General features: G+C 64.5%; 11 protein-coding genes and 1 tRNA gene. 5 read left to right on the top strand and 7 right to left on the bottom strand.

The window, feature by feature from the left end; genetic code table 11:
• The first annotated feature begins 6 nt into the window (after positions 1 to 6).
• Entirely contained in the window at positions 7 to 2,127 is a 2,121-nt protein-coding gene (locus ACZ1JV_RS15195) for a TonB-dependent receptor (protein ID WP_465152194.1), read from the top strand.
• 468 nt (positions 2,128 to 2,595) lie between these two features.
• Here the strand turns inward: ACZ1JV_RS15195 and ACZ1JV_RS15190 are convergent.
• Positions 2,596 to 2,672 (bottom strand) — tRNA-Met (locus ACZ1JV_RS15190).
• Between the two features lie 109 nt (positions 2,673 to 2,781).
• The gene (locus tag ACZ1JV_RS15185) at positions 2,782 to 3,324 is read right to left on the bottom strand and encodes a 2'-5' RNA ligase family protein (RefSeq protein WP_465152193.1); all 543 of its coding nucleotides are present in this window, start codon (positions 3,322 to 3,324) and stop codon (positions 2,782 to 2,784) included.
• A gap of 117 nt (positions 3,325 to 3,441) precedes the next feature.
• Here ACZ1JV_RS15185 and ACZ1JV_RS15180 point away from each other — a divergent pair, with 117 nt between their 5' ends.
• A complete protein-coding gene (locus ACZ1JV_RS15180) occupies positions 3,442 to 3,852 on the top strand; it encodes a sugar transporter (protein WP_465137930.1) in 411 nt (136 codons plus the stop codon).
• 39 nt (positions 3,853 to 3,891) lie between these two features.
• Here the strand turns inward: ACZ1JV_RS15180 and mltG are convergent, their stop codons facing one another.
• The 4 genes from mltG to aspS form a co-directional block, all read right to left on the bottom strand.
• Positions 3,892 to 4,866 (bottom strand): endolytic transglycosylase MltG, encoded by a 975-nt coding sequence (gene mltG / locus ACZ1JV_RS15175; protein WP_465152192.1) that lies wholly within the window; start codon positions 4,864 to 4,866, stop codon positions 3,892 to 3,894.
• Between the two features lie 20 nt (positions 4,867 to 4,886).
• Positions 4,887 to 6,146, bottom strand: coding sequence for a beta-ketoacyl-ACP synthase II (gene fabF / locus ACZ1JV_RS15170; RefSeq protein WP_465152191.1), 1,260 nt, complete (start codon positions 6,144 to 6,146; stop codon positions 4,887 to 4,889).
• A gap of 171 nt (positions 6,147 to 6,317) precedes the next feature.
• Positions 6,318 to 6,554, bottom strand: coding sequence for an acyl carrier protein (locus ACZ1JV_RS15165; protein ID WP_007013838.1), 237 nt, complete (start codon positions 6,552 to 6,554; stop codon positions 6,318 to 6,320).
• A gap of 284 nt (positions 6,555 to 6,838) precedes the next feature.
• Positions 6,839 to 8,671 carry an aspartate--tRNA ligase gene (gene aspS / locus ACZ1JV_RS15160; RefSeq protein ID WP_465152190.1) on the bottom strand — a complete coding sequence of 611 codons (1,833 nt, stop codon included), beginning with the start codon at positions 8,669 to 8,671 and terminating at the stop codon, positions 6,839 to 6,841.
• Between the two features lie 250 nt (positions 8,672 to 8,921).
• Between aspS and ACZ1JV_RS15155 the strand changes: the two genes are divergently transcribed.
• The 3 genes from ACZ1JV_RS15155 to ACZ1JV_RS15145 all read left to right on the top strand — a co-directional run bounded on the left by ACZ1JV_RS15155 (position 8,922) and on the right by ACZ1JV_RS15145 (position 12,682).
• On the top strand, positions 8,922 to 10,313 hold the full coding sequence (locus ACZ1JV_RS15155; RefSeq protein WP_465152189.1) for a hypothetical protein: 1,392 nt from the start codon (positions 8,922 to 8,924) through the stop codon (positions 10,311 to 10,313).
• Positions 10,314 to 10,406: 93 nt separating this feature from the next.
• Positions 10,407 to 11,609, top strand: coding sequence for a ribonuclease D (rnd, locus tag ACZ1JV_RS15150; protein ID WP_465152188.1), 1,203 nt, complete (start codon positions 10,407 to 10,409; stop codon positions 11,607 to 11,609).
• A gap of 176 nt (positions 11,610 to 11,785) precedes the next feature.
• Complete coding sequence (locus tag ACZ1JV_RS15145) at positions 11,786 to 12,682, top strand: hydrogen peroxide-inducible genes activator (protein WP_465137924.1); 897 nt, start codon at positions 11,786 to 11,788, stop codon at positions 12,680 to 12,682.
• Positions 12,683 to 12,696: 14 nt separating this feature from the next.
• Here the strand turns inward: ACZ1JV_RS15145 and ACZ1JV_RS15140 are convergent, their stop codons facing one another.
• Complete coding sequence (locus tag ACZ1JV_RS15140) at positions 12,697 to 13,920, bottom strand: MFS transporter (protein ID WP_465152187.1); 1,224 nt, start codon at positions 13,918 to 13,920, stop codon at positions 12,697 to 12,699.
• Positions 13,921 to 14,088 lie beyond the last annotated feature (168 nt).

Here is a 14,088-nt window from a genome sequence, read left to right as displayed (position 1 = left end):
GTACCCATGAAATTCCATCTTCTGTCAGGCTGTGCGCTGGCCGTTGTCGCATGTCCGATGATCGCAAAGGCGCAATCGACCGAGGAGACGGCATCCGACACCTATCACCAGCCGGCAAGTTCACAGATCGTCATCACCGGCCTGCTCCCCACGAAGCGTGAAGACATGCTATCCAGCGTCGCGGTGGTGGAAGGCAAGGATCTGGCACAGGCAGTCCGCCCCTCGATCGGCGAAACGCTGGCACATCAGCCGGGCGTCTCGGCCACCTCTTTTGGTCCCAGCGCTTCGCGCCCCGTCCTGCGCGGCCTTCAGGGTGAGCGCGTGCGCATGCTGACCAACGGCCTTGGCTCGATCGACGTATCGAATACCTCGGTCGACCATGCTGCGGTGGTGAACCCGTTGCTGGCGGAACGCATCGAAGTGCTGCGCGGCCCACAGTCGCTGCTTTACGGTTCCTCCGCCATCGGCGGCGTCGTCAACGTGATCGACAAGCGCATCCCGACGTCGGTCCCCGACGAGCCGGTCCATATCGATGCCATGGGCACTTACGGTTCGGCGGCCAATGAACGCTCCGGCGCGGGATCGATCGACGTGCCGCTCTCCGGCGGCTGGGTCGCCCATGCCGACGGAAGCTACCTCAAGAGCGACAACATGCGGATCGGCGGCCACGCCCTCACCCGCACGCTGCGCGACGAGGCGCTGGCCAGCAGCCTGCTTCCCGCCGAGCCGGTCGATGACGGCGAGGAACCCATCGATTTCGCCGCCAACGCCGCGGTCAAGGGCAAGCTGCCCAACTCGGCGTCCAAGACCTGGACCGCCGGCGCCGGCCTTGCCTACATCGGCAGCGGCGGCAACATGGGCTTTTCGTACAGCCATTACGACAGCCTCTACGGCGTGCCGATCCGCTTCGCGACGCAGCCGGGCCAGGAACAGGAAGCCCCGCGCCTCAGCCTGAAGCAGGACCGCATCGACATGCGCGCCGAACTGAACGGCGACGGCAATGTGCTGGACAAAGTCTCGCTGCGCCTCGGCTATGCCGACTACACGCATGCAGAGCTTGAGGAAGACGGCTCGGTCGGCACCGCGTTCTACAACAAGGGCATGGAAGGCCGCCTGGAATTCGCCCAGGCCAAGCACGGCGCATGGCGCGGCGTGACCGGCGTGCAGTTCTATAACCGCGACTTCAACGTGATTGGGGAGGAAGCCTTCCTGCCCAAGAACACGACCACCCAAGTCGGCCTGTTCACCCTTCAGCAGCTCGATTACGGCGCGCTGAAGTTCGAAGCCGGCGGCCGTTACGAGCACACGTATCTGTCGTCCAGCCCCGGCAGCGATCAGGACCAGTTCTTCGACGGTTCGCGTAACTTCAATGCTTTCTCGGGGTCGCTCGGTGCCTCTTATGGTCTGGGCGAAAACTGGCGCATCGGGCTCAACTTCTCGCACACCGAGCGCGCTCCGGCGGCCGAGGAACTCTTCGCCAACGGACCGCACGCCGGCACGCAGGCGTTCGAAGTGGGTGATGAGAACTTCAAGCTGGAAAAGGCGAACAGCATCGAAGCCATCCTGCGCGGCAGCGGCGAGAACTACACTTTCGAAGCCTCGGCCTATCACACCTGGTTCTCCAACTTCATCTACGAAGACCTGACCGGCGCGGAAGAGGACGGCCTGCCCGTCTACGCTTTCCGCCAGGCCGATGCCCGGTACTACGGCTTCGAAGCGCAGGGATCGCTCACACTCGCCCGCTTCGGCGACGGCAAGGTGGTGGCGGACGTGCTGGGCGATTATGTCCACGCGCAAGTCAAGAGCGTTGGTCCGGCGCCGCGTATCCCGCCGCTGCGCGTGCTGGGCGGCCTCAGCTACCAGGCCACCAAGTTCGACATTCGCGGCGAAGTGGAACACGCCACCAAGCAGGACCGCGTTGCCGAGTTCGAGACCACGACGTCCAGCTACACGCTGGTCAACGCCGAGGTGAATATCCGCCCCTGGGGCAACGACCGTCCGCTCAGCTTCGCACTGTCGGCGAACAATATCTTCGACGTCGTTGCACGCCGGGCATCGTCGTTCCTCAAGGACTACGCCCCCCTCTCCGGCCGCGACATCCGCGTCACCGCGCGCGTCAGCTTCTAAACGAGACGGCATCCGGGGTGGCCGCAAGCCACCCCGGATTTGCAAAAGTGTCTATTCCCATGGCGCATCGACTATGAAGCGCGGGTCGTCCAATTCCTCGACGTCCAGGTGAAGCATTTATTCCGACGCCCCCATGTTGTGCAACCCTGAACGCTGGGCTTCGCAGTCGTTCTATCGTCGTCAGACCCGCACATGGCATCGTTGCCATCAGTTTGATATTCGCTGTTGTGATCGACGCCGGAGCCACTGATCACCCTGCCTCTTGTGACGACCGACGAGCGCGGGGATCAGCCCGGCCGCGGCCAATCCGGCAGTCGCAACCGCCACTCGCCTGCCGCTCTTTCGCAATTGCCGGGCGCAACACTCTGATGCTCGACCATCGTCGACGGAAGAGCAATGTCTCCCGATGGAGCGCCCAGCCATATTGGCGCGCTTCCATCATCAACCGGCGAAAGTGTAGGAAGGGTATGGTAGCGGAGGAGGGACTCGAACCCCCGACACGCGGATTATGATTCCGCTGCTCTAACCAGCTGAGCTACTCCGCCATACCAAGGCCACCGCGTGGGTGGCTCTGCATGGTGCCTGGGGGAGCGCCCCGGGCAGGTGGCGTCCTCTAGGGTGAAGGCTCGCCCCGGTCAACACCCAAAAAGCACTTCAACCACGAAATTTTACCAGCCGGATATCGCGCCACAATCCGTCTTCCCAGGCATAGAGCCCGAAGCCCCTAAATCGGAAGTTCACGGGTGTTAGACGCTGGCTCAATTCCACTTGCAAGGCACGCGCCTCTGCGGCGGGGACCTTGTTCTGGATCGTTACGTGGAGGCGCAGCGGGCGATTGTCCTGATCGGTGAGCAGGCCGTGCATCCTATCGGCGATTCGTCCGCGCAGTTCGGCCATCGCCGGGCTCTCCACCGCCAGCGCGGTGCCGTTGCCCAGCTTCATCAGGCCTGCGATTCGTGCGGGTGGCGGTACCGCGCGGGCAAGGTCGGCCAGAACATCGATCAATTCCGCCTCCACCGATGGAGGTAGCGCATGGAACAAAGTGACATGCGCCCGCAAGCGGTTGCGCTCAGGAGGATAGTTTGCGCGTCGCAGGGCGTCGGCCCAGCCGAGCACGTCAGGCGGCAGTTCTGCCGTCACCAACAGCGGCGCGCCGGGTTTGCGCGGCCCCGTCAGCGCTTCTCCTTCACGATTCACGCACTCTCCTGCCTCGTTGCGGGACATGCCGCCCATTCACCCGGACGCCCAATTGCGCCGCTCGCGGGCCTGCGACACCATAGCCGCATTATCGGTGGTGCGCCGAGGGAGAAGATCATGCGCACGTTCTGGATTATTGCCACGCTCATCCTCTTGTGGAACCTGCTGGGCGATGCCGCCTATCTGATGCAGGCCAGCGCCGACCTCGACGCACTGGCAAAAAGCGATCCTGTCAGCGCGCGCGCCTTCATGCAGATGCCGGCCTGGGCCTGGGGCGCTTATGCCGTGGCGGTGTGGAGCGGCACGTTCGGCGCCATCCTGCTGCTGATGCGGCGCGGCTGGGCCTGGGCGTTCTTCGCGCTTTCGCTGACTGCCGTGGTGGTCCAGTTCGGCTGGACCTTCCTGGATTTCGGGTTGCTGGGCGCCAAGGGCCCGTCTTCCGCGATCTTCCCGCTGGTGATCGTCGGGATCGCCATCGCCTCGCTGATCTATGCGAGGCGCAAGAAGGCCGACGGCACGCTGCACTGAGGCGGGCGGAGGCTTAGCCCCCTGCCCGCACCCTCAAGCTCAGATTTCGCCGCGGGCGCGGCGGATCGCGAACCACTTCTTCACGTTCTCGTTATGCTCGGCCAGCGTCGAGGCGAAGGCATGGCCGCCGGTCCCGTCCGCCACCATGTAGAGCGCGCCGGTCTTGGCCGGATGCAGCACCGCCTCGATCGAGGCCTTGCCCGGATTGGTGATCGGATACTTCGGCAGCCCGGCCATCGAATAGGTGTTGTAGTCGTTGACCGCGTGGATCTCCGACTGGAGGATGCGGCGGCCGAGCGGCTTGCCCCTGGTGATCGGGTAGATGATCGTTGGATCGGCCTGAAGCGGCATGCCGATGCGCAGACGGTTCGAATAGAGTCCTGCTACCATGCGGCGTTCCGAAGGCTTGCCGGTTTCCTTCTCGACGATCGAGGCGAGGACGAGCGCCTGTTCGGGCGTCTTCACCACCAGCCCGTCGTCCCGCTTATCCCACAGTTCGGCCAGAGTGCGGGTCATAGCCGCCTGCATGCGGCGCAGCACGTCTTCGCGGCTCTCGCCATTGCCGAACGAATAACTGTCCGGCAGCACCGAGCCTTCATCGGGCACGGCGATTTCGCCGGTCAGCTGCGTTTGGGCCATCAGCCGTTCCTGCACCATGATCGAGGGCATGCCCTCCGGCACGGTGACGAAGCGGCGGATCACATCGTCGCTGGAGATGATCGCCATCACGCGTGAGGCGCTGGCGTGGGCGGGGATCGCGAACTCGCCCGCCTTGATGTCGCTGCCGACGCCGAAGACGCGGGCGCGCATCGTGAAGCCGGTGGCGGAGCGGATCACGCCCTGCTTTTCCAGCCGCTGTGCCACGGTGGAAAGGCTCGCCCCGTTGGGAACGATGAAGTGAGAGTCCTTCGCGAGCGGGCCGGAACCGTACCAGCCGCCCACGAAGGACCATAGGACGATCACCGCCGTAAGGCCGATGGCCGCGACGAGAAACCAGTTGCGCCGCGACACCATCGCCCTTCAGCCTTTCGCGATCAGTCGATCTTGCGCATCACCAGGCTGGCGTTGGTACCGCCAAAGCCGAACGAGTTGTTCAGCACGGCGCGCACCTCACGCTTCTTCGCAACGTGCGGCACCAGGTCCACACCCTCGCAGCCCTCGTCGGGGTTATCGAGGTTCAGCGTCGGCGGAACGATCTGGTCACGCATCGCCAGGATGCAGAAGATCGATTCGACCGCACCGGCGCCGCCCAGAAGGTGGCCGATGGCCGACTTGGTAGAGCTCATCGAGACAGTGCCGATGGCATCGCCGAACAGGCGGCGCACGGCGCCGAGTTCGATGGTGTCGGCCATGGTCGAAGTGCCGTGGGCGTTGATGTAGTCGATGTCGGCCGGGGTCATACCCGCCTTCTTCAGCGCCATCTGCATCGAGCGGTAGGCACCGTCACCAGTGGGCTCCGGAGCCGTCACGTGGAAGGCATCGCCCGACAGGCCATAGCCGATCACTTCGCAGTAGATCTTCGCACCGCGGGCCTTGGCATGTTCGTACTCCTCGAGGACGAGAACGCCGGCGCCCTCGCCCATGACGAAGCCGTCACGATCCTTGTCGTAAGGGCGGCTCGCCTGTTCCGGACGATCGTTGAAGCTGCTGTTCAGGGCGCGGGCCTGTGCGAAGCCGGCAATGCCGATTGGGCAGACGGTCGATTCGGCGCCGCCGGCCAGCATGATGTCGGCATCGCCGTCCTTGATCATACGCGCAGCGTCGCCGATCGAGTGCGCGCCGGTCGAACAGGCAGTGACGACCGCGTGGTTCGGACCCTTGAGGCCGTACTTGATCGAGACCTGACCCGAGATCAGGTTGATCAGGCGGCCGTGGACGAAGTGCGGCGAGACGCGGCCCGGGCCCTTTTCGGCCAGCACCAGCGATTCGCTTTCGATGCCCGGCAGGCCGCCGATGCCCGAACCGATCGAGCAGCCGGCCATCAGCTTGTCTTCCTCGCTCATGTCGGTGAGGCCGGCGTCTTCAAGCGCCTGCCCTGCGGCATCGATGCCGAAAACGATGAACGGATCGACCTGACGCTGGATCTTGTGATCGACGCGCTTGTTCGCATCGAAGCCATATTCGTGATCGGCGGGCTTAACCTCGCAGGCGATCTGGCACTTCTGGTCCGAAGCATCGAACTTGGTGATCGGACCCGCACCGCTCTTGCTAGCAAGGATGTTGGCCCAGGTGGTCTCGACATCAGCCCCAAGCGGGGTGACCAGACCAAGACCGGTTACGACGACGCGACGCATTCACGCTCTCCAAAACTCAAACATGCCGAACTTCGTGCCATCAGGTAATACCATCGGCAGAAACGGCAACAGGCCCGCCCCCTTAGAGGTCGAGCCTGTCGATTTCAATCCGTGAGTGATCGTGCAGCGTTCCGACCGAAGTCGGAAACGCCATGACGACCGAAGGGCGGATCAGCCCTTGTTCTCTTCGATGTACTTGATCGCATCGGAAACGGTGCTGATCTTTTCAGCCGCATCGTCCGGGATCTCGACGCCGAATTCTTCTTCGAAGGCCATGACCAGCTCGACGATGTCGAGCGAGTCAGCACCCAGATCGTCGATGAAGCTTGCTTCTTCGGTGACCTTGTCGGCTTCCACGCCGAGGTGCTCGACGACGATCTTCTTAACCCGATCGGCGGTATCGCTCATGTGAATAGACCCCTTCAAAAATCGGTCAGTATTGTATCTCGCCAGCCGCCCTAATGATTGGGCGGGGCGCTGGCAAGCCTCGCGCGCAAGTTGGTGCCGTCGCGCAAGGCATCGCAGGCGTCCTTATCGACCCATCGGGCGCAATTCCAGTCCCTATCGACGGGACTGTGCCGTCAGGACCGAATTCTCCACGATCATCGAAACGCCATATAACCGCAAAGACCCGAAACGGAAAAAGGCTCCGGCGAACCGGAGCCTTTTCCTTATCCGTCCGGAGCAGAACCTCAGTTCTGAGCCGGGGTTGCGGCTGCCGCCTGCGCCGCAGGCTGCGTCGTGGGCTTCTGGGGCTCCACCACACGCATGTGCAGTTCGCGAAGCTGCTTGGGCTCGGCCGGGGTCGGCGCCCCCATCAGCAGATCTTCGGCGCGCTGGTTCATCGGGAACAGCGCCACTTCGCGCAAGTTCTGCGCACCGCAGAGCAGCATCACGATGCGGTCCACACCGGCCGCCATGCCGCCGTGCGGCGGGGCGCCGTACTGGAACGCGCGGTAGAGGCCGCCGAAACGCTCTTCGACGTCGGCCTTGCTCAGACCGACCATCTCGAACGCCTTGACCATCAGTTCGGGCGACTGGTTACGGATCGAGCCCGAGGCGATTTCGAAGCCGTTACAGACGAGGTCGTACTGATAGGCCTTGATCGTCAGCGGATCCTGGCCCTCCAGCGCTTCCATGCCGCCCTGCGGCATCGAGAACGGGTTGTGCGCGAAATCGACCTTCTTGTTGTCTTCATCCCATTCGTAGAACGGGAAGTCGACGATCCAGCACAGCTCGAAGCGGTCCTTGTCGATCAGGTCCAGCTGCTCGCCGGTGCGGATGCGGGCGAGACCGGCCAGCTTGGCAGCCTGCTCTTCCTTGCCGGCGGCGAAGAACACGCCGTCGTTCGGGCCAAGACCCAGCGCTTCGATCAGCGCGGCGGTCTTTTCCTCACCGTGGTTCTTGGCGATCGGGCCGCCGGGGACGCCGTCCTTGATGTTGATGTAGCCAAGGCCGGAGTAGCCTTCGCCGCGTGCCCAGACGTTCATGTCGTCGAAGAACTTGCGGCTGCCTGCACCGGCACCCGGAGCCGGAATCGCGCGGATCACGCCGCCACCAGCAACGATGCCGGCGAAGATGCCGAAGCCCGATTCGACGAAGTGCTCAGTCACGTCCTTGATGATCAGCGGGTTGCGCAGGTCAGGCTTGTCCGAACCGTAATCCAGCATGGACTGGGCATGCGGAATGCGGCGAAACTCACCGGCCGGCGTGACCGGCTTGCCTTCGGCGAAATCGGCGAACACGCTCTGGAGCACCGGCTCCATGGTTTCCCAGATCTCTTCCTGCGTCACGAAGCTCATTTCGAGGTCGAGCTGGTAGAACTCGCCCGGCAGACGGTCTGCGCGCGGGTCTTCGTCGCGGAAGCAGGGGGCGATCTGGAAGTAGCGGTCGAAACCGGCGACCATCAGCAGCTGCTTGTACTGCTGCGGCGCCTGCGGCAGCGCGTAGAACTTGCCCGCGTGGATGCGGCTGGGCACCAGGAAGTCGCGCGCGCCTTCGGGCGACGAAGCGGTCAGGATCGGCGTCGCGTATTCGGTGAAGCCGATGCCTTCCATCTTGCGGCGCATGTCCGAAATGATCTTGGTGCGCTTCACGATGTTGGCGTGCAACGTCTCGCGGCGCAGGTCGAGGAAGCGATAGCGCAGGCGGATATCCTCGGGATATTCCTGCTCGCCGGCGACCGGCATCGGTAGTTCTTCCGCCTTCGACTGGACGGTGACGGCGCGGGCATAGACCTCGATCTCGCCGGTCGGCAGGTTCGGGTTCACGGTGGAGGCACTGCGGGCCTTCACTTCGCCCTCGATGGTCACCACCGATTCGACGCGCAGCGAATCGAGCAGGGCCAGTGCCGGGCTGTCGCTGTCGGTCACGATCTGGGTGATGCCGTAGTGATCGCGCAGATCGACGAAGAGCACGCCGCCGTGATCGCGCTTGCGATGCACCCAGCCCGAGAGGCGGACGGTCTGGCCGACCTCGGCAGCGGTCAGGGCGCCGCAGGTGTGGGAGCGATAGGGATGAGTCATGGCGGGCTCGCGCTTCTCTTCGTCTGAAACAGGTTGCAAGCCGAGCCCCCTAGTCGAGTGGCCGGATTATTTCCAGACATGGAATTGCCGGAACAGGTCACGCCCGCACATTCGCCGCGCTTTTGCGCCGCCGCCTCGCGCCTGCCTTCTGTATCAAAGAGCACATTAACGAACGTGAAGGACTGCACGGTAACGCGGCATCAACCATTGCAGCCTATGCCGGGCCCAAAGGGTCATACGGAGAACGACAATGCTGGCGGACGTCACGATCGACGGCAGGACGGAGAGCCAGTTCCGTCTCGCGATCGAGGCCATGTTGCGCGACGGCGGCGCTGACGAGGCTGCGCGGCTTCTGAAAAGCGAACTGGCGTGGCTGGCCGGCGAAGACCACCCCCTGCCCGGCGCGTTCCGGACCATTTCCGCCGAAGAGCTAGAAGTCACCGGATGGGACAGCCTGATCGCCCGGATCGCTGAACTGGACAGTCCAGGCGATCCGATCACCGCGATCGGCATCGATGTGTGCGGGATGCAGGCCGGCCTTGGCGCCACGCCCGTTCTCGCCTTCGAGACGACCTATTACACCGATCAGGCCTGGGGCTTTTCCCATGCCGATCCCGACGGCATCTGTTCCGGCTATCACGGCACCACCAATGCCTGGCAAGGCGCTGGCGAGGATGTCGACGACGCCTTGCGCGTGGCCGGTCTGGACGACCTGAACGCCGTCATCGCCGCGCTGGAACACCTCTGCCGCGGCGGAGAGGCCAACATCGACGAATGCCGCGCTTTCGTTGTGGGCGCCTGCTATCTTGCGGTGCTGATCCATCAGGCCGTGCGCGACAAGGCCATCAAGGAAGGCCTGCCCAGGCCCATGGCCATACTGGTGGGCAGCAACGAGGCCTATCCCTGGTTCGAGGCGCCCGCAGTCACTGCGCGCAGCGACACTCTCGCACAGGCACCTCGCCGTGAACGCGCCATTCAACCCAGCACGATCGAACAGGCCATGAACCGCACCGCCGCGGCGCCAGCACCACCAATTGCGTTCGGCCAGCAACCGAACCCGCACCGCCGGCCGCTTGACCTCAGCACCCACACACCCGACCTGCCCAAGCCGCTGTTCGAAAGCGAGCGACCGCCTTTCGCGCCGCCCGCCACCCTCGATCCGGCGCCGGTCGATCCCGCATCTTTCGATTCCGCTGCGCATGATCCGGCGCCCTTTATCGCGCAGTCGCCTTTCGCGCCGTCCGCCCTCGCGGGCTACAACGATTCGGACGACGCCGAGGAAGCGGACCCGGCGCCGACCTATATCCAGTTTCCCGACGCCCCTTACGCGGATTCCGGCGACTGGACGGCCGAGGATGATGCTTTTCGCAACGCCGGCTTCCACGAAGCCGAACCCGAGGAAAGCGAGGACGACGCTCCGGTTCAGCAGGATTACGCCGCGCTCAATACGCTTCACTTGCCTCCGCAAGCGCCTGCTGCCGGCAACGGGTCTGCGGATGACGAGGAAGCGCTTCACCTGCCGCCACCCGGCATTCACGTTACCGGCACGCAATTGCGCCGCCGCTTCGTGGACCGCGAAACGATCGCCATCGAGGACGAACGCCGTCCGGGGCTGATCGAACGCCTGTTCCGCCGAAAATAACCACACCTGTCGTAATTCTCCGACAAAACTTGGGGCCCGGGCGGGCTGGGGAGATTGATCCCCTGCCCCGTTCGGCGTAACGCCGCTGTCGCAATGATCATTCACCCGCTTATTACAAAGACGGAAGAGCTCGCCGCTCTGTGCGAACGCCTCGCGAAATCGGATTTCGTGACGGTCGATACCGAGTTCATGCGCGAGAACACCTATTGGCCTGAGCTGTGCCTCGTCCAGATCGCCAATACGGAGGAAGCTGCCGCCGTCGACCCCAAGGCTGAAGGCCTTGATTTGTCTCCGCTTCTCGATCTGCTGACAGACAATGAGGACGTCCTCAAAGTCTTCCACGCAGGTGGGCAGGATGTGGAGATCATCTACAACTTCACCGGCCGCACGCCGCATCCGATCTTCGATACGCAGATCGCGATGATGGCGATCAGCCAGTCCGAACAGATCGGCTATTCCAACCTCGTCGAATCGTGGCAGGGCCTGACGATCGACAAGGGCGCCCGCTTTACCGATTGGTCGCGCCGCCCACTAACCGAACGCCAGATCGAATATGCGATCGGCGACGTGACCCATCTGGCCAAAATCTTCCCGAAGATCCTCAAGCGCCTGATGAAGACCGGGCGCGGCGCGTGGCTCGATCAGGAAATGGAAAAGCTGGCCGATCCGGCCAACTACCGCAACGATCCCACCGAAGCGTGGAAGCGCATCAAGGCCGCCGGCCGCAATGCCGCCATGCTCGGCCGCCTGAAGGGCATCGCCGAATGGCGCGAGATCGAGGCGCAGGGCAAGAACATCCCGCGCGGCCGCATCGCCCGTGACGAAACGCTGGCCGATATCGCCAGCCACCCGCCCAAGCAGCAGTCGGACCTCGCCAAAGTGCGCGGCCTTTCGCAGGGCTGGAAGGACAATGACATCGGCAAGCGCCTGATGGCCACCATCGCCAAGTCCCAGCCGCTGACCGAGGACGAAATGCCGCCGCGCGCACCGCGCGGCGCCCCGCTCGGCAAGGAAGGCTCGCTGGTGGCGGACCTGCTCAAGCTGCTGCTGAAGATCCGCGCGCGTGAGATCGACGTTGCCGCCCGCCTGCTAGCGCGCAGCGAGGATCTGGAACTGCTCGCCGCCGGGGTCCGCAAGAACCTGCCGATTCTGGAAGGCTGGCGCTACGAAGTGTTCGGCCACGACGCGCTTGACCTTGTGGAAGGCAAGCTGGCCTTCGCGGTGGTCGACGGCAAGCTGAAGATGACCCGTGTCGAGGATGCCGAGGACGTGGAGGAAGCGCCCGCCGGCGAATAATTCCCGCTTCTTCAGGAATATCCGCAGGAACCTGCGTTTGCGAAAGGGCGGATCGGCAATGGCCGGTCCGCCCTTTCGCATAGCGGCAACCCTGCGGCGGTTCTTGCGACCCATCGCGAAGGGCCAGGCGAAGCAAACGGTTGGCGAAGCAGGCCTCTTCGTGCGATAGCCCGCGCGTGACCGTCTATCAGCCCACGCTCAAGCAGCTCCAGTATCTCGTCGCGCTTCACGAGCATGGCCACTTCGGCCGTGCCGCGGATGCCTGCTTCGTCTCGCAGTCCACGCTTTCGGCGGGCCTGCGCGATCTGGAGGCGCTGTTGGGCGTTACACTGGTCGAACGCACCAAGCGCGCCGTGCGCTTCACCCCGCTGGGCAATGCCGTGGTCGAAAAGGCCCACCGCATCCTGCGCGAGACGGAGGAACTGTCCGACCTCGTACAGTCCAGCGGCAAGCCGCTTTCCGGCGAAGTGCGGATGAGCGTGATCCCGACGATCGCGCCGTTCCTGCTGCCCCGGATGCTGCCGCGCCTGCGCCGCGAACGCCCGAACCTGCGGCTGTTCCTGCGCGAGGAGCCCAGCCAGGCGGCGATCGAATCGCTTCACCACGGCCGCGCGGACTGCGTGTTGCTCGCCCTGCCCTATGCGACCGGGGAGGTGGAGAAGGAAACCATCGAGCTGGACGCTTTCTTCGTCGCCTTCCCCAACGACGATCCGCGCAATCCGCCCGAGGAAGTCGGCCCCGACATCATCGACGAGCATCGCCTGCTGCTGCTGGAAGACGGACATTGCCTGAAAGACCACGCGCTGGCGGCCTGCAACCGGCCGGAACTGCGCGCCTCTGCGACGATGATCGGCACCAGCCTGCATACGCTGGTGCAGATGGTCGATAACGGACTGGGGCTGACGATGCTGCCGGAAATGGCGATCGACGCGGGTATTCTCAACGGCACCAATGTCGTGGCGCGGCCGCTGATCTCTCCCCATGCCAATCGCGAAATCGCGCTGGTATGGCGCAAAAACTCACCCCGTTCGGAAGAATTCCGGCTGCTGGCGGACGAGCTGCGCGCGGGCTGACCGGGACTGGCTGATCAGGCCCGGCGGCGCAGCCCCTGAAGCGCCATGCCGATCGAGGCGATGGCGATGCCCAGCATGGTCACGCCGGTCCAGCCCCAGTGGTGCCACACCACCGTCGCCGCCCCCGAACTGGCGGCACCGGCCAGGAACATCGATGACATGTAGACGGTGTTGATGCGCGAACGCGCCTCGGGCCGCAGGGCGTAGATGATGCTCTGGTTCGAAATCTGGCTGGCCTGGATCGCGAAATCGAGCAGCAGCACGCCCACCACCAGCCCGACGATCGACGTCCAGAAGGCAAAGACCAGCCAGGACACCAGCGTCAGCGCGCTCGCCGCCACGATCACCATATGAGGGCCGCGACGGTCTGCGATGCGGCCGGCTACCGGCGCCGCCAGCACGCCCGCCGCGCCCAGCACGCCGAACAGCCCCGCCACTTCCGAACCGAGGCCGAAGCGCGGCTCCTGCAGGTGCAGCGCCAGAATGGTCCAGAACACGCTGAACACGCCGAACTGGGTGCACTGGGTGAAAGTGGCAAGGCGCAGCGCGGGAAACTCGCGCCACAGGCCCCAGAGCGAGGCCAGCAGCCCGCCATAGCCCATGCCCGCCGGCTTGGGCTGGCTGCGCGGCAATTGCCATGCCATCAGGCCGGCCGTGCCCAAAGCCAGCGGCACCGCCAGCCAGAACATCGCCCGCCAGCCGAACTGCGCGCCGACGAATCCCGCCAGCGTGCGGCTGAGGAGGATACCGCAGAGCAGCCCCGCCATCACCGTGCCGACCACCGCGCCGCGCTTGTCCTCCGGCGCAAGATTGGCAGCCAGCGGCACGATCTGCTGTGCGACGGAGGCAAGCAGGCCCACCACCAGCGAGGCGGCGAGCACGGTGCCCCCGGTCGGTGCCAGAGCCACCAGCGCCAGACCCACCGCCAGTGCCAGACACTGCAACACGATCAGCCGCTTGCGTTCGAGAAGGTCCCCCAGCGGCACCAACAGCAGCAGGCCGGCGGCATAGCCCAGCTGCGTCGCGGTGGGCACATACGTGATTGCCGCGCCCGGAACCTCGCGCTCCATCAGGCCCAGCATCGGCTGGCCATAATAGATGTTGGCGACGGTCAGCCCTGCCGACGCGGCCAGCGCGAAAACCAGCGCCCGACCGAACCCGCGCGGCTTTGCGGCACGCGGCTTGGGATTGCGGAACTGGGCGGCAAGCAGGCAGAGAGAGGCGGTAATGGGATTCATCCTTACGATTGCATCCCCCCGGATTCACAACAGCCCCTGACGCGCGAGCCCGCTTGAGCCAAACGCAACAAGCTCATGATCGATGGCGTATTTTGCAAGACAGCTCGATTCCAGGCGCTTGGCCGGCGCTCAAGCCGGGATTCTCGACCCCGCCAAGCATGATCCTGC

Source organism: Novosphingobium sp. BL-S-19, from assembly GCF_055521675.1.
The sequence above is the reverse complement of the archived record's forward strand: the minus strand, read 5'-3'. Positions and strand labels throughout refer to the sequence as shown.